Origin of the sequence: Gordonia sp. 852002-51296_SCH5728562-b (assembly GCF_001665475.1) — a bacterium.
GTDB classification, from domain to species: domain Bacteria; phylum Actinomycetota; class Actinomycetes; order Mycobacteriales; family Mycobacteriaceae; genus Gordonia; species Gordonia sputi.
The window spans coordinates 99128-121653 of record NZ_LZMI01000009.1 but is presented as its reverse complement, the minus strand read 5'-3'; the positions used below and the strand labels follow the sequence as shown (position 1 = coordinate 121653).

Here is a 22526-nt window from a genome sequence, read left to right as displayed (position 1 = left end):
GCGGTGGGGGCTCGATCAGCGCGGGGTGATCTCGACAAGCTCGATCAGCGGTGGTAGCTCGATCAGCGGTGGGGGCTCGATCAGCGGGGGTAGCTCGATCAGCGGTGGGGAGCGCTCGATCAGCGGTAGGGGCGCTCGATCAGCGAGGGGCATACGATCGGAGCATGACCCGAATCACGCTCAACGGCTCGTCGGTTCTGCACGACGGCGGATTCCCCTACAGCGCTACGGTGAGCGCGGGGCCGCTGCTGTTCACCGCGGGAATCTCGCCGCTCGACGAAGAGGGGGTCGTCGTCGCGGCCAACGACGTTGTCGGGCAGACGCGTCGGTGCCTGCAGAACCTGTCGGCACTGCTGGCCGAGCGCGGCGCGACACCTGCCGATCTCGCCAAGCTGACGATCTATGTCGCCGAGCATCTGCAAGCCGACCTCGCCGTCGCGTGGGAGGCCGTCGTCGCAGAACTCGGCGAGTCGGTTCCGCCGGCCATGATGGTCGGCGTCACGGTGCTGCCGTACGACGAGCAGGTCGTCGAAATCGACGCTGTCGCTGCACTTCCCGCGTGATCGCGGCTCGATGAGCTCTGCGCTCCAGCCACACATCTCCGACGCCGAGCGTCGCGCGCGCCTGATGCGCAGGCACCGACTCGCCGACGACTCCGCGGCCGCGACGCCCGTCGACGTTGCCGAGTCGATGGTCGGGCTACACGCAACCACCTGGTCGACGGTCTACCTGTCGACGTGGGCGCGGATGCCCGACTTCGTGCCCGCCGACCTCGACGCCGCGCTCTACGACGACCGCAGCCTGGTTCGACAACTTGCCATGCGCCGCACCATGTTCGTGTTGCCGAGAGAGACCCTGCGCGACGCCGTCGGCGCTGTCGGCCCGCGCGTCGCGGCGTCGGAGCGTACCAACATGCTGCGAGACCTGCGGCGCAGCAGCGACTTTCCCGACCCTGACGGCTGGATTGACTCGGCGCGGGCGGCGGTGGCGCGGTTGGAGTCCGACGGCGTTCCGCGCAGCACTGCCCAACTGCGCGACGCACTACCAGAACTCGAGGGTCGCGTGACTGTCGGTACGGGAAAGTCGTGGGGCGGAACGATTCCCATGGCACCGCGAGTGCTGAACATGATGAGCGCGGCAGGCGACATCGTCCGCGGCCCCAATGACGCTCCCTGGCATCGGTCCAAACCGCTGTGGGTCGGGATGGAGCAGTGGCTCGAAGAACCCCTCGATCCACCCGCCGTCGCGACCGGCCACGTCAAAATGATCGACCGGTGGCTGCGGGCCTTCGGTCCCGGCACCGAAACCGACCTCGTCTGGTGGCTCGGCAGTACCAAAACCGCTGTGCGTCAAGCGCTTACGCAGCTCGACGTCGTCGAGGTCAAGCTCGACGACGGATCGGTCGGCTACGTGCACGCCGACGACACCGAACAAGTTGGCGCAGTCGAGCCGCAGGCGGTGCTGCTCCCCGAGCTCGACCCGACGACGATGGGTCACAAGCAGCGCGCCTTCTATCTCGGTGAGCACGGCGCGCACGTCTTCGATTCCAATGGCAACGGCGGGCAAACCGCGTGGTGGGACGGTCGGATCGTCGGAGGTTGGTCGCGCCGGCCGGACGGATCGGTGCAGATCCACCCCTTCGAGCGGCTTCCGCGCGCCGCGACGCGAGCTTTGACATCGCGGGCGGACACACTGGCCGAATGGCTCGGTCACGTGAACCCGCGGCCCGCATACCCGGCGCCGTTCATGCGTGGGGCGCCTCGATGAAAACTGCGGGCCGCTGACCACGACGGGGTGGGTGCTCTCGAACTACACCCACTCGACGAACTGCACGATGATGCCGTTCGGGTCCTCGGTCTGGAAGTAGCGCTCGCCCCAGGGTTCGGTCTCGGGTTCGGTCACCACCTGCGCGCCCGCATCGCGGACGGTGCTGAACACGCCGTCGACGTCGTCGACCACGAATGCCAGGAGCAGTCCATCTCCCGCGCTTCCTGCGCGATGGGCGGGCTTGAAGGTCCTCAGACCGGTCTGGAGAAAGACGACGTTCGGTGTGCCCGCGGGTGCGTCGTCGGGGGCGGCGAGTGAGATGAAGCCATCTGCCTGCATGGCGACGGTGTAGCCGACGTGGCGGGACAAGAAGTCGGCCGACGCCTGTGGGTCGGGCACATTCAGGGAGATCGCGGTGGCCGTGATGGGCACTGGTGAGCACCATCGAACTGCTCTGGCGCAAGGTGGTCCCGTTGCCTGCGCGGCAGGGGAGGCCGCCGCGGTTCACGGCGGACGCTGTCGTGGACTCGGCGATCGTGGTTGCCGACCGGATCGGGTCGCGATTCACCCTTCGCGACGTCGCGCAGGAGCTGGGAGCACCGGTGATGTCGCTGTACTCCTACGTCGACAATCGCGAGCAGCTCGTCGAGCTCATGGTCGACCAGTGTCGCGCCGACATGACGCATTCTGAGTTGACCGGAACATGGCAGTCGCGACTACGACAGGTCGCGGCCGACAATCTGAACCTCTTCGACCGCCACCCGTGGCTGGTCGATGTCGAGTCCGAACGCGCGATTCTCGGACCGGGAACCCTCGGCAAGTACGAGCGTGAACTGGGCGCCGTCGAATCGCTCGAGCTGAGCGACGCGGCGAAAGATGCTGCGCTGCAACTGGTACTGAACTTCGTTCGGGCGTCGGCTCGTTCGCTGCATCATGCGATCGCGGAGAGGCGAGAAGAGACCCCCGAGCAGTGGTGGGAGCGGGAGGGCGCGCAGCTCGCGAAACTCAGTGTCGAGGAACGATATCCGCTGGCATCCCGTATCGGTACGGCCGCGGGCCAAGCGACCGGGGCGGCCGAAAACGCCGATGCCGCTCGCGACTTCGGGTTGTCGGCGCTCCTTCTCGGCATCGAGGCGATGGAGTCCGCAGGGGTGTGAATGCCGGGGTGTGAATGCAGCGAGGAGGCCCGAGCGCGACGAACTACGTACACAATCCGGTCGTCAGCGCGAGGCCACGACAATAATTGTCGCGGCGCCCCGCTGACGTCACAGTTGTGTACGTACCCCGTGGGCATACGGGTTCATGTGGGGGCGTGACGATGAGTTTTCCCGGCTGCGGTGGTCGGTCTCTGTGACCGGACTTCTGCTCGGCCGAACTCGGCTGAAATTCGAGAACTGGGGAACCCATGTCTGAAGCACTCCCACCCGTCGTCGACGCCGATACCTGGCGTCGCGAGCTCGACGACCTGCGCGCCCGTGAGAAGGCGGCAACTCGCGAACTCGATGCGATCGCGGCGCAGCGTCGTCGAATGCCGATGGTCGAGGTCACCGATCACACGCTCACCGGTCCGGATGGGCCGATCGCGCTCTCCGACATCTTCGACGGTCGCTCACAGTTGATCGTCTACAACCACATGTGGACCGACGGCGCCACCTTTCAATGCGGCGGTTGCACCGGGTACACCTCGCAGTTCACCCGGCTGGACTTCCTGGACAACTACGATGCGCGTTTCGTGATCGTCACCAATGGGCCGATCGACGAGGCGCTGGACTACAAGCGGCGGGTCGGCAACCAGATGGACTGGTACTCGGCGGCGGGCACGACTTTCGGCACCGAGGTCGACGCAGCACCTGGTGAAGGCTTCGCCATCAATGTCTTCCTCCGCGACGGGCAACGGGTCTTCCGTACCTGGCACACCGCCGGTCGCGGCACCGAGCAACTCGGTCACAGCTTTTCGCTCCTCGACATCCTGCCGTGGGGCAGGCAGGAGGAGTGGCAGGACGTGCCAGACGGCTGGCCGCAACGTCCGACCTACTCGGGGTGGGCCGGCTCGGCCGATATCGTGCGCCTCTACGGCGAGGCGTAGAAGACTCAGGCCGCTTGCCGTCCGGGCACGGGGTGAATGCGCCTGAACGCGCAGGTCATCGCTCACAGGGAGCTGCCAGCTGGTCTCCAGACCGATGGCAGAATCCTGGGAGAAGGTGTATCTGTGAACGAGATGGGTCAGGGAACACACCAGTTGATCAGCAAAGGCACCGGAACCGGGCCGCGAGTGCTCGTCGTCGATGACGAGACCAACATCCGCGAGCTGCTCTCGGTGTCGTTGAAATTCCAGGGGTACGACGTCGAGGTCGCCGCCGGTGGCCCCGAGGCCATCGACAGGTGCCGAACCTACAAACCCGACGTGCTCATTCTCGACGTGATGATGCCCGGCATGGACGGATTCGGCCTGCTGCGCCGGTTGCGTGCCGACGGCGTCGACGCCCCCGCGCTGTTCCTGTCGGCGCGCGACAGCGTCGAGGACAAGATCAACGGCCTGACGATCGGTGGAGACGACTACGTCACCAAGCCGTTCAGCCTTGAAGAAGTCGTCGCACGTTTGCAGGTACTGTTGCGCCGCAGTGGATTCGACGCGCAGGCGAAAGAGGCGTCGCGGGTCACCTTCGCCGACATCGAACTCGACGACGAGACGCACGAGGTCTGGAAGGCGGGCAAGCTGGTGTCGCTGTCGCCGACGGAGTTCACGTTGCTCCGCTACTTCATGGTGAACGCGGGCACGGTGCTGTCGAAGCCTCGTATTCTCGACCACGTGTGGAACTACGACTTCGGTGGCGAGGTGAACGTCGTCGAATCGTATGTCTCGTACCTGCGTCGCAAACTCGACTTCGGCGAGAAGCCGCTCATCCATACGCTGCGCGGCGTCGGATATGTGATGCGAGAGCCGCGTACCTGATGGTGGCAACGCATCCGCACTCTGCAGCGGCACGCTCTGCTCCGCGGAACGCCGAATCTGTGGGCGGACTGTCCGGCGCGGTCGTCAGCCGTGCGAAACGCGGTGTACCGCTGCGCATCTCGTTGGTTGCGCTGACCGTTCTGCTGATGGCCATCGGCCTGCTGGTGTCCGGGATCGCCGTGACGTCGGCGATGAAGAGCGATCTGATGTCGCGCACCGACTCCCTCCTCGTCTCGGCCGTCGACACCTGGGCCAAGCCGCGCACACACGTCAGCGACCTGCCCGGTCCTCCGCCGGGGCCGCGCAGGCCGCCGTCGGCCTACTTCGTGGAGACCACGCTGTCGAACGGGACGGTGATCTCCAGCAATGACTTCGACGACCAGCCCGCGATCTCCGGGCTGCCCCAAGGCGACTACGGGCCGGTGACGGTCAACTCCGCGGACGGCAACGGACCGCAGTGGCGGGTGATCAAGCGGTCGAGTCCGGAGGGTCAGTCGATCGTCGCGCTCCCGCTGACGGATGTGAACAAGACCATCTCGCGTCTGCAGTGGCTCGAGTTCGGGATCGGTGCGGCGATCGTCCTCGTCATCGGGGTGCTGAGCTATCTACTCGTCCGCTCCTCGCTGCGGCCGTTGCGTCGCGTCGAGGAGACCGCGCATGCGATCGCGGCGGGCAACCTCAACATGCGTGTACCGTCCGCCGCGCCGAACACCGAGGTCGGCAGCCTGTCGTCGTCGCTGAACACCATGCTCGGCCAGATTCAGCACGCGTTCGCCAAGACCGCCGCATCCGAGCAGCAGGCCAGAGCCTCCGAAGAACAGGCGCGCGCATCCGAGGAGAAGATGCGACGTTTCGTCGCCGACGCCTCCCACGAACTACGCACACCGCTGACCTCGATCAAGGGGTTCGCCGAGTTGTCGCGCAGCGGCGCGCTCCACGACACCGGAGACGCACTTCGACGCATCGACGACGAGGCGGGCCGAATGGCGCTGCTCGTCGAGGATCTGCTGGTGCTCGCGCGTCTCGACGCACACCGGCCGCTGAACTCCGAGCCGGTTGACGTGTTGTCGCTCGCCGCCGACGCTGTGCAGTCGGCCCGCGTCGCGGCACCCGAGCGGAGTATCCGGCTCGAGATCGGCGAGTCCGACGAGCCGCCGATGGTCATGGGCGACTCGCCGCGCCTGATGCAGGTGATCCGCAATCTGGTGAACAACGCGGTGGTGCACACTCCCAAGGACGCGTCGATCACCGTCGGAGTCGCCGTCGACCGCTCCGGCACGCGCAGTAACGGCGCGCCCGTCGACGATGTGGTGATCAGCGTCGCCGACACCGGTCAGGGCCTCGAAGCCGGCGAACTCGAGCACGTCTTCGAGCGCTTCTACCGCGGCGACTCTTCGCGCTACCGCGGCGAAGGCGGCGGCAGCGGACTGGGCCTCTCGATCGTGGCAGCTCTCGTCGGTGCTCACGGCGGCCGCGTCGGCGTCGAGTCGACACCCGGCCAGGGCGCACGCTTCTGGGTGCGCCTACCCCGGCTCGCGGCCTGAGCCGCGCCTCGACTGGGCGTTCCGGACCGTCGACTGGGCGCTCGAGCGTGTCGACTGTGCGCTCGGGACTGCCGACTGTGCGCTCGAGACTGCCGACTGTGCGCTCGGGACCGTCGACTGTGCGCTCGAGACTGCCGACTGTGCGTCAGACGAGCCGGTGCAGCCGCGCGAACTCGGCGAGGTCGTCGCGGAATGTGTCGAGCGTTGCGAGCGTGTACATCCCGTCGATCTGGCGGTCGGCCCATAGCTGGTGGATGCGGCGGAGGTCGGACTGCCGCGACTTCCAGCCGATTCCGTCGATGACCGCCAGAACCACCTGGCGCGGAAGCCGAACTTCGGCCATCTCCTCGATCTCGCGCACGGCGTCGGTCAGCTTGCTGCCGGTCGAGTCGAAACCCTTTGCGGCGACGACGATGTCGGCGGCTCCCTCGTGTCCGACGATCAGGTCGGCGGGGGCGTCGCGCCCGCCTCGTCCGGAAAATCGGGAGCGGGTCACGTAGGGGAGTCCGAGATCGCGGGCGATCGCCTCGATCTCGTCCTCGATGTGTCTGCCCGACGCTCCCGCACGTGTGGCCGTCGCGCGCGTACCCGACCGCGCGACGAGGATGTCGGCAAACGTGTACGTCCGTGCCATCTGCACTCGCAGCATTCGGACCAGGTCGAACTCCCGGTCCATCCAACTGACCAGCTCGTACGGCTGTGTGCGCGCAACCTTCTGCCACGACGACGTCCCGAACTCGTGCCGCAGGTTGTTGCGCAACTTCTCCTGCGAGAGGCCGACGGCCAGCCGCAGGATGCTGTCTTCATCGGCATGATCGCGCGCCCAGACGGCGAGTCCCGTGAGGTCGGTGTCGAGTACCTCGGTCAGCGTCTCGACGGCGTCGACGATCTTCTCCGCATCCGGGGTCGACGCCGTCGGGTCGACATGAGCGGTCAGCCGACCCAGCGTCGACAAATAGTCGTCGAACTCTCCCGCGTCACTCATCGTCGTCGATCCCTGCGTGTGTCAAAGATGTTGTATTTCAATGATTTTCAGTCTCGACCGATGAACAGGTACTCGCTCACGTCGCGACGGGTCGCGGCGGCGTGGGTGCCGAAGCTGTACCTGTGGTCGATCGCGATGACCTCGACCGACGGCTTGACCTTGCCCAACAGGTCGACGATGCGGTCGGCGCCGGGCAGGGCGTTCGACGAATAGGACAGCACGATCGCGCCTGCGTCCTCGAAGTGCTCGAATGTGCGGACCAGAGCGTCGTCGATGGTTCGCTTGTAGGCGAACGGGGTGAACCGCTTCGGCAACTTCTTGGTCTTGGTGTTCTCCATGATGCTCATGCCCTCCCAGTAGACCGAGAGGCCTTCGAGAAAGTGGTAGCGCTTGATGTAGTCGTTGTCGTCGGTGGGCGGTGCGTAGGGAGGGTCGAGGTAGACGAGGTCGGGTGCGGCGTCGAACAGCGGTGTGACGTCGAGCTCGAAGACGTCGCCGCAACTGCTGCGATGTTTGCGTCCGTTGCTGAAGACCGTCGAGTTGTACTCCGACGCCGCGCGCAGCCGGAAGTGGTCGCGCAGCGACATGCGCAGGTCGCGGCGGCCGTCGGCGTAGCGGGTGGAGTCGGTGAACGTGAAGACGCCGCGTGGCTGCTTACGTGCTGCGGAGAGGACGAGGGCGGAGATGGCGAGGTCGCGGCGGTACCCACGCAGCCGCGCTATGTGTGACCACGCGGAATCGAGGAAGGCGCGGTCGGCGGCGTCGAAGTAGAGGCCGTCGAACGTGCTGCGGATGAAGTCGCGGTCGTCGAGGGGCGGTCCGCAGATCTCGTCGATCAACTCGGGCTCGAGGCGCACCGACGAATTCGCGACCGTCGCGCGGGCGATGATGCTCGGAAAGTTCAGAAAGTCGTTGCTCGCAACGGAGAAGCCCTGAGCTTTCAGCAGATACGACACCACGCCCGACCCGGAGAACGCGTCGACAGCGGTGGTTCCGCCAATCTCGGCAAACGTCCGCTCGAGGTGCGGCACGAGCCGGTACTTGGAGCCCATGTACCGCAAGCGGGGGAAGCGCTGCGCGCGTGCCACCACCTCTGCGGAACCGACCGGCCGCGTCCCGGACGACGATGCAGACTGCGTCGGGGGCGCGGCGTCGGTGAACTCTCGACGACTCACAGGAAAAGAATGTCACGGCCCACCGACAAGATCGCAGGCAACACGACCCGATCCCCGACAACACCCGCAGGATTGCCGACAACACCCGCAGGATTGCCGCCCGACCGCCATAGACTGTCCTCATGGCATCGGTATTCACCAAGATCATCAACGGAGAACTGCCCGGTCGATTCGTGTGGAAGGACGGCCAGGCGGTCGCATTCCTCACCATCGAGCCGGTGACCGAGGGCCACGTCCTGGTCGTGCCGCGCAAGGAGGTCGATCACTGGGAGCAGATGGACACGGCGTCGTTCACTCATCTGGCCGACGTCGCGCAGCAGGTCGGCCGCGCAGTCAAAGCCGCGTTCGACGCTCCGCGCATGGGTCTGCTCATCGCCGGGCTCGAGATCCCGCACGTCCACCTCCATGTGTTCCCCGCCAAGAGCATGGAGACGTTCGACCTCAGCAAGGCTCGCAAAGACATCACGCCCGAGGAACTCGACGCCGACGCGGAGAAGATCCGCGCCGCGCTCCGGGCCACCGGCTACGGCGAGTACGTCGCCGACTGAGCGTCCGCAGCGCACACTCGACACTCTCGAGCGCCCGCTCGGCAGTCTCGAGCGCCCAGTCGGCAGTCTCGAGCGCACACTCGACACTCTCGAGCGCCCAGTCGGCAGTCTCGAGCGCCCAGTCGGCAGTCTCGAGCGCCCGGTCGGCACCGGCCGGCCGGTCAGACGCTCCGGTGGATCAGCAGCGGCATGACCGCGGTGGCGCCAGCCTCACGCAGTGTGGCGGCGGCGAGTGTGATCGCCCACCCCGACCGCGACTCGTCGACGACGAGCAGCACGTTCTGACCCGCGACCTCCGGGGGCGGTTCGCCGAGGTGGTCGCGCCAGTAGGCGGCCTCGACGGCGCCGGGTGCGTCGCGATCGGGTGGGTTGCCCTGTCGCACCGGTAGATGTCCGCCCGGCCGCTTGCCGACGACGCGTAAATGTTCGGCGAGTTGATCGGCCAGGTTGGTGCCGGTCAGGCGCAGCGACATGATGATGTCGGGTCGCACTCCCGACTGCCGCACCCACGACGACAGTGTCGCCACGGCGGCGTCGCCGAGGTCGGCCAGTGCCTGCGGATCGGCGGCGCGAGCGGCGGTGAGGAGGTCGGTCCACTCCGGGGCGTCGGCGTGTGCCAGCACTCGTCCCGGTTCGGCGGCGAGGTCGGCGGCGATGCGGCCGCGACGTCCGAAATCGCCACCTGGCCACATCTTTCGTGGTTCGAGAATCTGCGCGGAACGTCGAAGGTTGCCGGTGATCGTGCGTACGACGGCGGGATCGACGTCGGCGGTCAGCGGCGGGGTCAGGGCTCCCGTGCACACGGAGCAACGTCCGCACGGTTGCGCCTGCGGGTCGTCGAGCGACTCGGTGAGCAACTGCATCAGACATTGTCGGCCTGCGATGTAGCTGCGCATGATGTCGGCTTCGCGACGTCGAACCGCGACGACGCCGTCGTAGTGGGCGGCGTCGAACGTCCACGGCGTACCCGTCGCCGACCACCCGTCCGGCCCGCGTTCGGTAGCGCCGTCGACTGCAAGCTGCTTGAGCATCAACTCGATTCGACCCCGACGCTGCCCGGTAGCCGCCTCCAGTGCGGGCACCGACATCGGCTCGTCGGCCTCGCGCAACGCCGACAGCACCGACTCCATCTTCACCGGATCAGGGATGGTGGCGGTCGCGAAGTAGTCCCACACCGAGTTGTCGGTGGCCGACGCCAACAGCATCACGACGGCGTCGTCGAGTGCGCGGCCCGCACGCCCGACCTGCTGGTAGTACGACACCGGCGACGGCGGCGATCCGACATGCACCACGAACCCGAGATCTGGCTTGTCGTAACCCATTCCGAGCGCAGACGTCGCGACGAGCGCCTTGACCTCGTTGCGCAGCAGGGCGTCTTCGAGATGGTGCCTGCGGTCGGCGTCGAGCTGCCCGGTGTATGCCTCGACGGCCAGCGAATCGCCGTGTATCGCGCGAATCGCGTCGACGAGGCGCTCGGCGTCGGCGACGGTGAGCACGTACACGATGCCTGAACCGGGGAGTTCCGGCAGGTGCTGTGCGACCCATCCATACCGCCCGATCGGTGACAGTCCGTCGATCACGTTCAGGTGCAACGATTTTCGCGCGAGCGGACCGCGCAGCACCAGCGTCTCGGACTGCTCGCCGCCTGCGCTGAGTTGCGCGGCGACGTCGTCGGTGACCCGACTGTTCGCCGTGGCCGTGGTCGCGAGGACAGGAGTCTGCGGATTGAGCGACTGCAGGACGTCGGAGACCCGGCGGTAGTCGGGCCGAAAATCGTGACCCCAATCGGAGATCGCGTGCGCCTCGTCGATGACGAGCAGGCCCAGTTCGCCCGACAGCGCGTCGAGCACACGCCTGCCGAATCCGGGATTGGCGAGGCGCTCTGGCGAGACGAGCAGAACGTCGAGCTCGCCGGAGCGCAACGACGCCTCGATCGCCGACCAGTCGTCGACGTTCGACGAATTGAGTGTCGCCGCCCGCAGTCCGGCGCGCTCTGCCGCTGACACCTGATCGCGCATCAGCGACAACAGTGGCGACACGATCAATGTCGGACCCCGCCGATGAGACCGCAGGATCGCCGTCGCAGTCCAATAGACCGCCGACTTCCCCCACCCCGTCGCCTGCACCACGAGTACACGCGGCCCTGAGCTCCCCGAACTCCCCACCAACCCGACCACCGCGCTGAGCTGGTCGTCGCGCAGGCGCGCGCCGTCGCCCGCGAGGCTGGTGATGACAGCGTCGGCGACGGCTTGGTCGTCGTCGGACAGTCCTACCGATGTTCCCGTCATGCCCGCCAATCTAGTGACGTCCACCGACGAGGTTCTTTTCGCAGGCCAGACGCTCACAGGAAGCTGGCAGGTTCGACGCAGAGTTGCTGCAGTTTGGCACCCGAACCTGTACTCATGACGACAGAAGCCCTCCCGCAGGCCGCGGCACCCGTGACGATCGTCGCCGACACATCGGTCACCGCTCCGGTACTCGACATCGTCGTGCCGGTCTACAACGAAGAGAACGACATCTCGCGGTGCCTGCGCCGCCTCCACGACCATCTGCGCGCACACGTCCCGTTCACTGCGCGCATCACCGTCGCCGACAACGCGAGCACCGACGCGACCGTCGCGATCGCAGCGGAACTCGCGGGTGAACTCGGCGACATCCGGGTGGCACACCTCGACGAGAAGGGTCGCGGTAGGGCACTCAAGGCGGTGTGGACACGCAGCGACGCACGGATCGTCGCCTACTGCGATGTGGATCTGTCCACCGACCTCAACGCGCTGATGCCGCTCATCGCACCGCTGGAGTCCGGGCACTCCGACATCTCGATCGGCTCCCGACTGTCCCGCGGTTCACGCGTGGTACGTGGCACCAAGCGCGAATTCATCTCGCGCTCATACAATCTCATTCTTCGTACGACGATGCGCGCCAAGTTCTCCGACGCCCAGTGCGGCTTCAAGGCGATGCGCACCGACATCGCCCGTCAGGTGTTGCCCTACGTCGAGGACACAGGCTGGTTCTTCGATACCGAACTGCTCGTGCTCGGTGAGCGCATCGGGCTGCGGATCGCCGAGGTTCCTGTCGATTGGGTCGACGACCCGAACAGCACCGTCGACATCGTGTCCACCGCGGTCGACGATCTCAAGGGCTGCGCCCGCGTGGGTTACGCGCTGGCGCGGGGTCGACTGCCCATCGCTGAACTGCGTTCGACGGTCGGCCGTGAGCGCGCGGCCGGTCCCGACATCGCGGGTGTGCCACCGGGCATGGTCGGTCAGCTCGTCCGGTTCTGCGTCGTCGGGGTGGCGTCGACGGCCGCGTATGCGGTGCTCTACCTGTTGCTGCACTCGATCCTCGGTGCGCAGGTCTCCAACTTCGTTGCACTCGCGGTGACCGCGGTGCTCAACACCGCGGCCAACCGCAAGTTCAGCTTCGGTGTGCACGGCCGCGAGGATGCTCTCAAACATCAGCTCTTCGGGTTCGGCGTGTTCCTGTTCGGCTGGGCGGTCACCGCGGGGGCACTCGCAGGGCTACACGCCTACGCGCCGGGAGCGTCGAAGCATGTCGAGCTCGTCGTGCTGATCGTCGCCAATCTGGTGGCCACTGCGACTCGCTTCGTCGGATTGCGGTGGGTGTTCCGTGCTCACCTGCGACGCACCGCAGAGGCAACGGAATGACGTCGCACCGCATTCACGAGGCCGGTCACACTGCTGCCAGCCGCCCCACCGAGCAAGAATCGAGACGATGACCACCACAGCAGAATCGGCGACGGCCCCGGACTCCCGGGGCCGTGCGCCTGTCGACACCTCGGCCGGTTCGATGGCACGCACGAGGCTCTGGGAGCGCGGATCGCTTGCCGCACTAGTGATCGCGACGACGATCATCAACCTCTGGAACCTCTCGGCGAACGGTTGGGCCAACTCGTTCTACTCCGCGGCGATCCAGGCGGGGTCGCAGTCGTGGAAGGCATGGTTCTTCGGGTCGTCGGACATGGCGAACTCGATCACTGTCGACAAGCCGCCTGCGTCGCTGTGGATTCCGGCGCTGTCGGTGCGGATCTTCGGGTTGAACTCGTGGGCGATCCTGGTGCCCAACGCCCTGATGGGTGTGGCATCGGTGGCGTTGCTCTACTGGATGACCCGCAGGTACTTCGGACACTGGGCGGGTATTCTCGCCGGTGCGACGTTGGCGCTCACCCCGGTCGCCGCGATGATGTTCCGCTTCAACAATCCCGAGGCGCTGCTCATCCTGTTGATGATCGCCGCGGTCTGGGCGTGCCTGAAAGCCGTTGAGACAGGACGGCTTCGGTGGATGATCCTCGTCGGCGTGTTCGTCGGGTTGGGCTTCCTCACCAAGCAGTTGCAGGTGATGCTGATCGTGCCGGGACTTGCGATCACCTACTTCGCGTTCGGTCCCGGCGGGTGGGGCAGGCGCCTCACGCACTGCTTCGCCGCACTCGGTGCGATGATCGTCAGCGCGGGTTGGTGGCTGCTCGCCGTCGCGCTGTGGCCGGTGTCGTCGCGGCCGTGGATCGGCGGATCGCAGAACAACTCCGTGATGGAATTGACGTTGGGCTACAACGGTTTCGGTCGCCTCAGTGGCAACGAGACCGGTAGCGTCGGACCGGGTATGGGGCGCAGTACCTACGGCGGTTCGGCAGCGGGGCCCGGCGGAATGGGTGCCGACTTCGCGGGACCGGGCGCGCCCGGTGGTCGCGGTGGCATGTGGGGACAGCCCGGACTGCTGCGAATGTTCCAGCCCGAGCAGGGTGGTCAGATCGCCTGGCTGATCCCGTCGGCACTGGTGCTCGGTATCGCTGCGCTGATCATCATCGGTAGGGCCAAGCGCACCGACACGCGACGCGCCTACCTCGTCGTGTGGGGGCTCTGGCTGCTCGTGACGATGGCCGTGTTCAGCTTCATGGCGGGCATCTTCCACAGCTACTACACCGCTGCCCTCGCGCCGGCCGTCGCCGCCGTACTCGCCGGTGGTGCCGCGGTGGCCTGGCGTGCACGCGACAAGGTGTGGGTCCGATGTGTGCTTGCCGCCGCGGTGTGGATTGCGGCGATCTGGGGTTTCGCGCTCCTCGCACGGTCGTCGGACTTCGTGCCATGGCTGCGCTACGTGGTGCTGTTCCTCGGGATCGTCGGGGGTGCCGCGATGTTGTTCGCGCAACGCGCCTACGTCGGTGCGCTCGCGATCGCGATGTCGGTGATCGCCGCACTCGCAGGCCCGTTCGCGTACACGGTCGACACCATCACCACGGCCAAGCAGGGCTCGATCATCAGCGCCGGACCGCGCGTCGAGGGCGGATTCGGCCCGGGCGGCGGAATGCGCATGGGCCGCGCAGGCTTCGGTGGAACCGGCGGCATGCCGCCGATGGCGGGCGGCGCCGGTCAGGCAGGTCAACCGGGTCAGGCAGGTCAACCGGGTCAGGCAGGTCAGCAACCGGGACAACCGGGCCAGCAGGGTCAGATGTGGCGGCCCGGGCAATCGCAGAACGGTACGGGCTCGCGATCTGCAGGAGGACGCGGCGGAATGGGTGGCCCCGGTGGCGGCCTGCTCAACGGGTCGAAGCCCAGCGCGCAGATGCTGTCTCTGCTGAAGGCAGACGCCCAGGACTTCACCTGGGTCGCAGCGGCCGTCGGCTCGAACACGGCGTCGGGCTACCAACTCGAGTCCGGTTACTCCGTGATGCCGATCGGCGGCTTCAACGGCACCGATCCGTCGCCGACGCTCGCAGAGTTCCAGAAGCTGGTGGAGCAGAAGAAGATCCACTACTTCATCGGCGGCGGTGGATTCGGTGGCGGTGGATTCGGTGGGGGTTCGGACAGCAGCAGGCCGTCGAGTCAGATCACCACGTGGGTGGAGCAGAACTTCACCGCGAAGACGGTCGACGGTGTGACCACCTACGACCTGACCGCTCCCAAGTAGTCGCCCGACGTCGACGTCGGGAACTCGCAGGGCAGGAGTGAATAGACAACCACGCGTTGCGATTGCTCCGGTCTGGTTTGAGTGACCTGACGTCGACGCCCCTCGACGTTTAAGGTTCTGATCGTGGCATTGACGATCGGACATCGACTGAGTCGGATGACGGGCCGTGACCCGCACGAGGAACGACGCTCGGCGACCAACCTCGAGTTGTTCTTCGACCTCGTTTTCGTGGTGATCTTCTCGGTGGCGGGTACGCAGGTGGCCCACTACCTCGCGGAAGGTCACTGGCGCACCGCCTTCTTCGGATACGTCCTGTGCACGTTCGCCGCGATCTGGGCGTGGATCAACTTCAGTTGGTTCGCCTCCGCATTCGACACCGACGACTGGTTCTTCCGCGTCATGGTGCTGGTGCAGATGGTCGGCGTCGCGATCCTCGCGTTGGGGGTCGCGCCGGTGTTCAGCTCGATCGACAACAACCAGCACGTCGACATCCGCGTCGTCGTCATCGGGTACGTGGTCATGCGTCTGGGCTTGGTCACCCAGTGGCTGCGCGCGGCGTCGCAGAGTCCGCGATACCGCAAGACCTGCCTGACCTATGCGTTGATGATCCTCATCGCTCAGATCCTGTGGGTGATCGTCGCGATCGTCGACCTGTCGCTGTGGCCGACGATCATCGCGATCGCAGTGTGCGCGTTCGTCGAATATCTCGGGCCGTACGTGGCGGAGACGCGTTTCACCTCGACGCCGTGGCATCCACATCACATCGCCGAGCGCTATTCGGCGCTGACCATCGTCACCCTCGGCGAAGGTGTCGTCGGCACCGTGGCGATCTTGCAGGCGGTGGTCGAGGAAGAGGGTTGGACGACCGAGTCGGCGGTCTTCGGCCTCTCCGCGATGGTCATGATCTTCGCGATGTGGTGGATCTATTTCACCGTCCCGGTCGGCGACGCGCTGCATCTCAACCAGAGCAAGTGCTTTCAGTGGGGCTATGGACACACCGTGATCTTCATGTCGGCCGCGGCAACCGGAGCTGGCCTCGAGGTGGCAGCACTCTGGACCGAGCACGAGGCGAAGATCAGCGCGGGTGCCGTCGTGGCATGCGTCGCGGTGCCATTGGGTATCTACTGTCTGTCTGTTCTCGGCATGTACGACTACCTGGTGAAATTCGACCCGGTCTCGCTGCTGTGCGCGGTCGGGGCCGTTGCGCTACTCGTCGCCGGGGTGTGGATGGCCTTCGCCGGGGTCTCGCTGACGATCTCCGTCGTGGTGGTCGCGTTGGCGCCGGTCTTCATCGTGATCGTCGACGAGGCGTTTCGCGTGCCGCGGCGCGCGCAAGCGCTCGTCGACATGGGACTCGACGTCGTGGTGTCGTGACGTTGCTCGGCCGCGTCGACGCCGCCCCACCTGTGCTGCTTCGCGGGCACTGCAACCACTAGAGTCGTGGGCGTGCGCGTACTAGTCATCGGCTCGGGCGGCCGTGAACACGCCCTGCTCCTCGGCCTGTCCCGCGATCCGTCGGTCACCGAACTGCACGTCGCGCCCGGCAACGCGGGGACTGCGTCGATCGCCACCAATCACGCCGTCGACGTCGTGTCGTCCGACGGTGTGCTGGCCCTCGCGCGTCAGCTCGACGCCGATCTCGTCGTCATCGGCCCCGAGGTGCCGCTGGTTCTCGGTGTGGCCGACGCGCTGCGTGACGCCGGGTTCGCGACGTTCGGCCCCGGTGCACGAGCGGCACAGATCGAGGGATCGAAGGCCTTCGCCAAAGACGTCATGGCCGCGGCCGGGGTCCGTACCGCGCACAGCGAGGTCGTCGACAACCCTGCCAAACTCGACGCCGCTCTTGATCGCTTCGGCCCGACCTGGGTGGTCAAGGACGACGGTTTGGCCGCGGGCAAGGGCGTCGTCGTGACCACCGACCGCGCGGCCGCGCGCAGCCACGCGGCCGAATGCCTCGAGATCGGCCACCCGGTCCTGCTCGAGAGCTTCCTCGACGGGCCGGAGGTCTCGCTGTTCTGCCTGGTCGACGGCGAGACCGTGGTACCGCTGATCCCCGCACAGGACCATAAGCGCGTCGGCGACAACGACACCGGACCCAACACCGGTGGCATGGGTGCCTACACGCCGCTGCCGTGGCTACCCGACGAGATGACCACGCAGATCGTCGACGACGTGGTCAAACCTGTTGCCGCAGAGTTGGTTCGACGCGGCACGCCGTTCTCCGGATTGCTCTATGCCGGACTCGCGATCGGCAACGACGGACCGGCCGTCGTCGAATTCAATTGCCGCTTTGGCGATCCCGAGACCCAGGCGGTGCTCGCACTGCTGAAATCGCCTCTGGGACAAGCGCTCAACGCGACGGCAACCGGCACCCTGGCCGATCTGCCCCCACTGGAGTGGGAAGACGGCGCGGCGGTCATTGTGGTGGTCGCAGCGGAGAACTATCCCGGCAAGCCACGCACGGGCGACGTGATCATCGGCGCAGGCGGCGAGGGCGTGCTGCACGCGGGGACGGCAATCGACGCTTCGGGTGCGGTGGTCTCGGCGGGAGGTCGGGTACTCGGGGTGCTCGGTGTGGGTGCCGACCTCGCCGAGGCGCGCGCCCAGGCGTACGAGCGAATCGACGCGATCAAGCTGCCGGGCTCGCATCATCGCACCGACATCGGCAGGGCCGCGCTCGAAGGTGAGATCAGTATCTGATCTCACCGGTGCTCTAACGGGCCAGTTCGCGCCCGAGGAACGCCACCTGATCGGGAAGAACGCTGCGCCAGTAGCGATTTGTGTGTCCACCCGCCGCCGTGCCGAATGCTGCGGGTGGGTGCAGGCCCGCCGCCCACTGGCGTGTGTAGGTGAAGAACTGATCGCTCGACCCGATGGTGATCAGTAGGGGGATCTTGTCGAACGCGCGCTGCTGGCCGAACAGCGAGTTGCGCTGATAGTCGTCGAAGCTGTCGAAGGCCCGCTGCGGAAAATTGTTCGGATCTGCCCACAGCGCAGGCGAACTCACCGCGATCGCGGCCACGCGAGGTGCGCCGAGCAGCGCTCCGAGGCGCAGCGCCCCGTAACCGCCCATCGACCAGCCGAAAAGTCCGAGTCGCTCGGTGGACAGGTCGAGTTCGGGGTTGCTCGCCAGCATCGGGATGAACTCGTCGAGAACCATTGCGCCGCCATCGGTTCCGTCGACGCGCGCATGCCAGTAGTTGCGCGCGCCGTCGACAGCGGCAATCGCAAACGGTGCATTGCCCGCGTCGACGTACTCCTGCAGCACGGTCTGGATGCTGAGCTTGCTGGTGAAGATCGACTGCTCGTTGGTGTTCAACGCGTGCAGGACCACCACGACGGGAAGCGTCCCGGTCACACCCGAGGGACGTGCGACCGCCCAACGCGTCGGCCGACCACCCATCTTGGCGGAGACGAAGCTCCCGGTGATCAGCTTCGGGCCCTCGGCGATCGGCGCGGGCGAGGTCTCGACGGGCAGCTCGTCGTCGGCCGAACGAGGGGCCGCCGCTCGACGCTCGTCGACCGTCACCGCATCCGACCGCGAGCACGCCGACAGCGACAACGCAGACAGGGCTCCGATAGCTGAGACGCCCAGTGCGGACGCGAGAACAGCCCGGCGGTTGGGCTGCGCAGACGGTGCGTCGGAGGCGGTGCCGGCGCGCGAGGTTCGCTCGGTGGCTGGGTGATCGGTGCTCATCGAGTTCACAGGATAGTGGGCACCGGCTAGATTGCGGCGATCGCCGCCTTCAGCTTGGTCGATGCCTCGGCGGCCACGTCGGGTAGCCCCGGTGCATCGGTGACCGCGACCATGATGTCGGGGTTCATCGCTTCGACGATCACCTCGCCCGTGACCTCGGGATTCGCCCGGACGACCACGTTGCAGGGCAGCAGCAGACCGATCTGCCGTTCGACGCCGAGCGCGCGATGCGCGAGACCCGGATTACACGCACCGAGGATCAGATAGGGCTCGATGTCTTCGTCGAGCTTCTTCTTCAACGTCGCGGTGACGTCGATCTCGGTCAGCACGCCGAATCCCTGCTCGCCCAGCGCCGCGCGGGTGCGGGCGACGGCGTCGTCGAAGTCGGTGGTGAGGGTGGTGGAGTAGCCGAGTTGCATGGCGCTTCCTTTCTGTGTGGCCGGTGATTCTGTACGGCGTGGCCGGTGATTCTGTACGGCCGGATCTCGGGCCGATGTCAGGCCAGGGCGAGGAAGAGCTTCTCGAGCTGTTCTTCTGTCATGGGTTCCGTCGTCGCCTCGTCGCCCGTGAGGCATTCACGCAGGCCCATGGCGACGATCTTGAACCCGGCGCGATCGAGTGCACGCGAGACCGCGGCGAGCTGCGTGACGACGTCCTTGCAGTCGCGACCCCGCTCGATCATGGAGATGACGCCTGCGAGCTGACCGTGCGCACGGCGCAATCTGTTGAGTACGACGGTGATCGCTTCGTCGTCGCCGACCATGTTGCGCCTCCTGGAAATGGGTACGTACTGCCATCCACTATACCCCTAGGGGTATTTGTCGAACGTGAACCTCCGTCGAGAAGCGCGGAGGGAACCCATGCCTCGTGATCCACGGCGAAGCCGACTCAGGCACGAGTTTCAACGCGTGTGATCACGAGGTCGAGATTTGCGAAAGCCAACCGCGTAGTGAGATCGCTTGGCAGCATGGGGGCCATGACGGCGGCGACCACTCCCAAGGGAGAGCGCAGGCGGTCGCGTCTCATCGCGGCTGCCGGAGAGTTGTTGCTGGAAGGCGGCTTCGACGCCGTGCGTCACCGAGCAGTTGCCGATCGTGCGCAATTGCCACTCGCGTCGACCACGTACTACTTCGGCTCGCTCGAAGACCTGATGGCCGAGGCCGCGGCGTTCGTCTCGCGGGCCGATGAGCAGGCGATCGTCGATCGGGGCGAAGCGGTTGCGCGGCGTCGTCGAGGAGGGCACGCGACCGCGGAGATCCTCGCCGACGTCTTCGTCGGTGAGGACACCCCCTACGACGAGCTGGCGGCCCGCTACGAGATGATCGCGCTCACACCGAGATACCCACGGCTCTACGACGTCGTGGCCGCGCGACGTGCGACACTCGCCTCGACACACCTCGTCGTGCTCGACAGATCGGGACGGTTGGCGCGGGCGGCGCACATCGAGAACCTCATCGCCATCGAAGACGGGGCCGTTCTCGGTGCACTCGGTAATGGATCGTCGCCGGTCGCCGCGACGCGCGATGCGCTCGGTGAGGTCGTCGACGTACTGGCCCCGCGATTGGAGGATTCACAGTGACGGATCGGAGGACCGCCGTGGCGTGGCGCCGTGTGATCGGTCGGGCTGTGGCGACCGTCGTCGTAGTGGTCGGCGTGCTCCTCGGAGCCTTGTCGGCGCAGGGTGCGGCGTCGGCCGAACCGGTTCAGGCGCCCGATCCGGGAGTTCCGTTCTCATCGGTGGTCTACGGAACCGGATGCACGTATTGGCTGACGGGACTGGTGAACTCGCGCGGGACGGTCACGTTCTGGGAGGGCAGGAAGGGCTACACGCCACGGCTCATCGGGAGCGCCGAACCCGCGGGCGGACAGGCCACGGTGAAGTGGATTCCGCGGCGGATCGGCGACAGATACCTCTACACGAAACAGAAGAATGTGCGGTCGAAGCTGACGCTGGCACGGGTGCATCAGGGCTACGGCTCCGGCGGGACGTGCATCGCGATCTGAGCCGGCGCCCGTTGCCGGTGCGCGGCCATACGCCCGTGGAGGGCGACTGCCGACCGCACGACTAGACTGTTGACGTGTCGAAACCTGCCATCACCAATGTTCTGGCCAGTCGATATGCGTCTGCCGACCTCGCCGAGATCTGGTCGGCGACCAACAAGATCGCGCTCGAACGCCGCCTGTGGCTGGCCGTTCTGAAGGCGCAGCAGGATCTGGGGATCGACGTCCCCGCCGGTGCGGTCGCCGACTACGAGGCCGTCATCGACCAGATCGACCTCGCGTCGATCGCCGAGCGTGAGCGCGTCACCCGCCACGACGTGAAAGCGCGCATCGAAGAGTTCAACGCGCTCGCCGGGCACGAGCAGATCCACAAGGGCATGACGAGCCGCGACCTCACCGAGAACGTCGAGCAGTTGCAGGTCCTGCAGTCGTTGCGTCACGTGTACGCGCACGGCATCACGGTGCTCGCACGACTCGTCGAGCATGCTGCGCAGTACAGCTCGACGGTGATGGCCGGACGCAGTCACAACGTCGCCGCGCAGGCCACGACGTTGGGCAAGAGGTTTGCCTCCGCTGCCGACGAGTTCATGATCGCGTTGCAGCGCGTCGACGAAACCATCGACCGCTATCCGCTGCGTGGCGTCAAGGGGCCGATGGGTACCAGCCAGGACATGCTCGACCTGTTGGGCGGCGACGCGTCGAAGCTCGCCGAACTCGAATCGCGTGTCGCCGGGCATCTCGGATTCGCGCGATCGCTCACATCTGTCGGCCAGATCTACCCGCGCTCGCTCGATCACGACGTCGTGTCTGCCCTGGTGCAGGTGGGTGCGGGGCCGTCGTCGTTGGCGCACACGATCCGGCTGATGGCGGGCCACGAGCTGGTCACCGAGGGCTTTCAGCCGGGCCAGGTCGGGTCGTCGGCGATGCCGCACAAGATGAACACGCGCAGCTGTGAGCGTGTCAACGGCCTGCAGGTGGTGCTGCGCGGCTACGGCTCGATGGCTGCCGAACTCGCAGGCGCGCAGTGGAACGAGGGCGACGTGTTCTGCTCGGTCGTTCGACGCGTCGCGCTGCCGGACGCCTTCTTCGCGATCGACGGCATGCTGGAGACCTTCCTGACCGTGCTCGCCGAGTTCGGCGCATACCCCGCGGTCATCGAGAAGGAATTGGCCCGTTACCTGCCGTTCCTCGCGACCACCAAGGTGCTGATGGCGTCGGTGCGGGCGGGCGTGGGGCGCGAGACCGCGCACGAGGCGATCAAGGAGAACGCCGTCGCGGTTGCGCTTGCGATGCGGGAGGAAGGTCGCGAGCCCGACCTGCTCGATCGCCTCGCCGCCGACGACCGCATCCCCCTCGACCGCGCCCAGCTCGACGCGCTACTCGACGACAAGGAGGCGTTCGTCGGAGCCGCAGGCCGCCAGGTCGCCGACGTCATCGCCGCCGCCGAGAAGCTCATCGCCGACAACCCCGAGGCCGCCAACTACGTGCCCGCACCCATCCTCTAGGCGCCGCATCCAGCCGGTTGAGCCGTGTCGCCGCTGGTTGAGCTGTGCCGCCGCTGGTTGAGCTGTGCCGCCGCTGGTTGAGTCGTGCCGCCGCTGGTTGAGCTGTGCCGCCGCTGGTTGAGCTTGTCGAAACCACTCACTTCTTTTCGGAGTGTCCGAGTTGCCAGTCGGGCAGCGCGGTGTCGCGCAGGCGGCGCTTGAGTTCGGCGGCGTCGGGGAACCCGCCGTCGGCCTTGCGTTCCCAGAGCTGCGTCCCGTCGACGTCGATGCGGAAGATGCCGCCGGTGCCGGGCACCAGGGTCACCGAGCCGAGGTCGGTGCCGAAGGTGCTCAGCAGCTCGGACGCCATCCAGCTCGCGCGCAGCAGCCAGTTGCACTGCGTGCAGTAGGTGATGGTGATCGCGGGAGAGGTCATCTGCCTACGGT

At 66.6% G+C, this 22526-nt stretch carries 23 protein-coding genes; 14 read left to right on the top strand and 9 right to left on the bottom strand.

What is annotated here, in order from left to right; genetic code table 11:
* Positions 1 to 15: 15 nt before the first annotated feature.
* Positions 16 to 153, bottom strand: a complete 138-nt coding sequence (locus A5766_RS24225; protein ID WP_156527335.1) for a hypothetical protein — start codon at positions 151 to 153, stop codon at positions 16 to 18.
* Between the two features lie 11 nt (positions 154 to 164).
* On the opposite strand from A5766_RS24225, the gene A5766_RS02335 reads away from it, so the two are divergent.
* Positions 165 to 563 carry a RidA family protein gene (locus A5766_RS02335; protein WP_005207413.1) on the top strand — a complete coding sequence of 133 codons (399 nt, stop codon included), beginning with the start codon at positions 165 to 167 and terminating at the stop codon, positions 561 to 563.
* Between the two features lie 10 nt (positions 564 to 573).
* Positions 574 to 1767, top strand: a complete 1194-nt coding sequence (locus A5766_RS02330) for a winged helix DNA-binding domain-containing protein (RefSeq protein WP_005207414.1) — start codon at positions 574 to 576, stop codon at positions 1765 to 1767.
* A 42-nt stretch (positions 1768 to 1809) separates the two neighbouring features.
* On the opposite strand, the gene A5766_RS02325 is transcribed toward A5766_RS02330, so the two are convergent.
* Positions 1810 to 2199: a VOC family protein gene (locus A5766_RS02325; RefSeq protein WP_064903240.1), complete on the bottom strand. Its 390-nt coding sequence runs from the start codon at positions 2197 to 2199 to the stop codon at positions 1810 to 1812.
* A 2-nt stretch (positions 2200 to 2201) separates the two neighbouring features.
* Between A5766_RS02325 and A5766_RS02320 the strand changes: the two genes are divergently transcribed.
* From A5766_RS02320 to A5766_RS02305, 4 genes are all read left to right on the top strand, one after another.
* Positions 2202 to 2924, top strand: a complete 723-nt coding sequence (locus A5766_RS02320) for a TetR/AcrR family transcriptional regulator (RefSeq protein WP_064903237.1) — start codon at positions 2202 to 2204, stop codon at positions 2922 to 2924.
* Positions 2925 to 3172: 248 nt separating this feature from the next.
* Positions 3173 to 3853 carry a DUF899 domain-containing protein gene (locus tag A5766_RS02315; protein WP_064903235.1) on the top strand — a complete coding sequence of 227 codons (681 nt, stop codon included), beginning with the start codon at positions 3173 to 3175 and terminating at the stop codon, positions 3851 to 3853.
* 132 nt (positions 3854 to 3985) lie between these two features.
* Entirely contained in the window at positions 3986 to 4720 is a 735-nt protein-coding gene (locus tag A5766_RS02310; protein ID WP_064903281.1) for a response regulator transcription factor, read from the top strand.
* Positions 4720 to 6264 (top strand): sensor histidine kinase, encoded by a 1545-nt coding sequence (locus A5766_RS02305; protein WP_156527334.1) that lies wholly within the window; start codon positions 4720 to 4722, stop codon positions 6262 to 6264. The genes A5766_RS02310 and A5766_RS02305 overlap by 1 nt, the downstream gene beginning before the upstream one ends.
* 145 nt (positions 6265 to 6409) lie before the next feature.
* Here the strand turns inward: A5766_RS02305 and A5766_RS02300 are convergent, their stop codons facing one another.
* Positions 6410 to 7249 carry a hypothetical protein gene (locus A5766_RS02300; protein ID WP_005207421.1) on the bottom strand — a complete coding sequence of 280 codons (840 nt, stop codon included), beginning with the start codon at positions 7247 to 7249 and terminating at the stop codon, positions 6410 to 6412.
* Between the two features lie 47 nt (positions 7250 to 7296).
* The gene (locus tag A5766_RS02295; protein ID WP_005207422.1) at positions 7297 to 8424 is read right to left on the bottom strand and encodes a DNA adenine methylase; all 1128 of its coding nucleotides are present in this window, start codon (positions 8422 to 8424) and stop codon (positions 7297 to 7299) included.
* A 122-nt stretch (positions 8425 to 8546) separates the two neighbouring features.
* Between A5766_RS02295 and A5766_RS02290 the strand changes: the two genes are divergently transcribed.
* Entirely contained in the window at positions 8547 to 8972 is a 426-nt protein-coding gene (locus A5766_RS02290; RefSeq protein ID WP_005207423.1) for an HIT family protein, read from the top strand.
* A 161-nt stretch (positions 8973 to 9133) separates the two neighbouring features.
* Here A5766_RS02290 and A5766_RS02285 read toward each other — a convergent pair whose 3' ends face one another.
* The gene (locus tag A5766_RS02285) at positions 9134 to 11260 is read right to left on the bottom strand and encodes a RecQ family ATP-dependent DNA helicase (protein ID WP_064903230.1); all 2127 of its coding nucleotides are present in this window, start codon (positions 11258 to 11260) and stop codon (positions 9134 to 9136) included.
* Positions 11261 to 11374: 114 nt separating this feature from the next.
* Here A5766_RS02285 and A5766_RS02280 point away from each other — a divergent pair, with 114 nt between their 5' ends.
* The 4 genes from A5766_RS02280 to purD all read left to right on the top strand — a co-directional run bounded on the left by A5766_RS02280 (position 11375) and on the right by purD (position 17597).
* Positions 11375 to 12640 (top strand): bifunctional glycosyltransferase family 2/GtrA family protein, encoded by a 1266-nt coding sequence (locus A5766_RS02280; RefSeq protein WP_064903279.1) that lies wholly within the window; start codon positions 11375 to 11377, stop codon positions 12638 to 12640.
* A 67-nt stretch (positions 12641 to 12707) separates the two neighbouring features.
* Entirely contained in the window at positions 12708 to 14897 is a 2190-nt protein-coding gene (locus A5766_RS02275; protein ID WP_064903228.1) for an ArnT family glycosyltransferase, read from the top strand.
* Positions 14898 to 15053: 156 nt separating this feature from the next.
* A complete protein-coding gene (locus A5766_RS02270) occupies positions 15054 to 16271 on the top strand; it encodes a low temperature requirement protein A (protein ID WP_064903277.1) in 1218 nt (405 codons plus the stop codon).
* Positions 16272 to 16343: 72 nt separating this feature from the next.
* Positions 16344 to 17597 carry a phosphoribosylamine--glycine ligase gene (purD, locus tag A5766_RS02265; protein WP_174273066.1) on the top strand — a complete coding sequence of 418 codons (1254 nt, stop codon included), beginning with the start codon at positions 16344 to 16346 and terminating at the stop codon, positions 17595 to 17597.
* Positions 17598 to 17610: 13 nt separating this feature from the next.
* Here purD and A5766_RS02260 read toward each other — a convergent pair whose 3' ends face one another.
* The 3 genes from A5766_RS02260 to A5766_RS02250 all read right to left on the bottom strand — a co-directional run bounded on the left by A5766_RS02260 (position 17611) and on the right by A5766_RS02250 (position 19357).
* The gene (locus A5766_RS02260; RefSeq protein WP_064903275.1) at positions 17611 to 18594 is read right to left on the bottom strand and encodes an alpha/beta hydrolase; all 984 of its coding nucleotides are present in this window, start codon (positions 18592 to 18594) and stop codon (positions 17611 to 17613) included.
* 26 nt (positions 18595 to 18620) lie between these two features.
* Positions 18621 to 19013: a DUF302 domain-containing protein gene (locus A5766_RS02255; RefSeq protein ID WP_064903225.1), complete on the bottom strand. Its 393-nt coding sequence runs from the start codon at positions 19011 to 19013 to the stop codon at positions 18621 to 18623.
* Positions 19014 to 19090: 77 nt separating this feature from the next.
* Positions 19091 to 19357, bottom strand: coding sequence for a metal-sensitive transcriptional regulator (locus tag A5766_RS02250; protein WP_064903223.1), 267 nt, complete (start codon positions 19355 to 19357; stop codon positions 19091 to 19093).
* A 204-nt stretch (positions 19358 to 19561) separates the two neighbouring features.
* Between A5766_RS02250 and A5766_RS02245 the strand changes: the two genes are divergently transcribed.
* The 3 genes from A5766_RS02245 to purB all read left to right on the top strand — a co-directional run bounded on the left by A5766_RS02245 (position 19562) and on the right by purB (position 22100).
* Positions 19562 to 20173, top strand: coding sequence for a TetR/AcrR family transcriptional regulator (locus A5766_RS02245; protein ID WP_064903221.1), 612 nt, complete (start codon positions 19562 to 19564; stop codon positions 20171 to 20173).
* Entirely contained in the window at positions 20170 to 20598 is a 429-nt protein-coding gene (locus A5766_RS02240) for a hypothetical protein (RefSeq protein ID WP_197501270.1), read from the top strand. Before A5766_RS02245 ends, A5766_RS02240 begins: the two co-directional genes overlap by 4 nt.
* A 74-nt stretch (positions 20599 to 20672) precedes the next feature.
* On the top strand, positions 20673 to 22100 hold the full coding sequence (gene purB, locus A5766_RS02235; RefSeq protein WP_064862133.1) for an adenylosuccinate lyase: 1428 nt from the start codon (positions 20673 to 20675) through the stop codon (positions 22098 to 22100).
* Positions 22101 to 22236: 136 nt separating this feature from the next.
* Here the strand turns inward: purB and A5766_RS02230 are convergent, their stop codons facing one another.
* Positions 22237 to 22515: a SelT/SelW/SelH family protein gene (locus A5766_RS02230; protein ID WP_039856296.1), complete on the bottom strand. Its 279-nt coding sequence runs from the start codon at positions 22513 to 22515 to the stop codon at positions 22237 to 22239.
* Positions 22516 to 22526 lie beyond the last annotated feature (11 nt).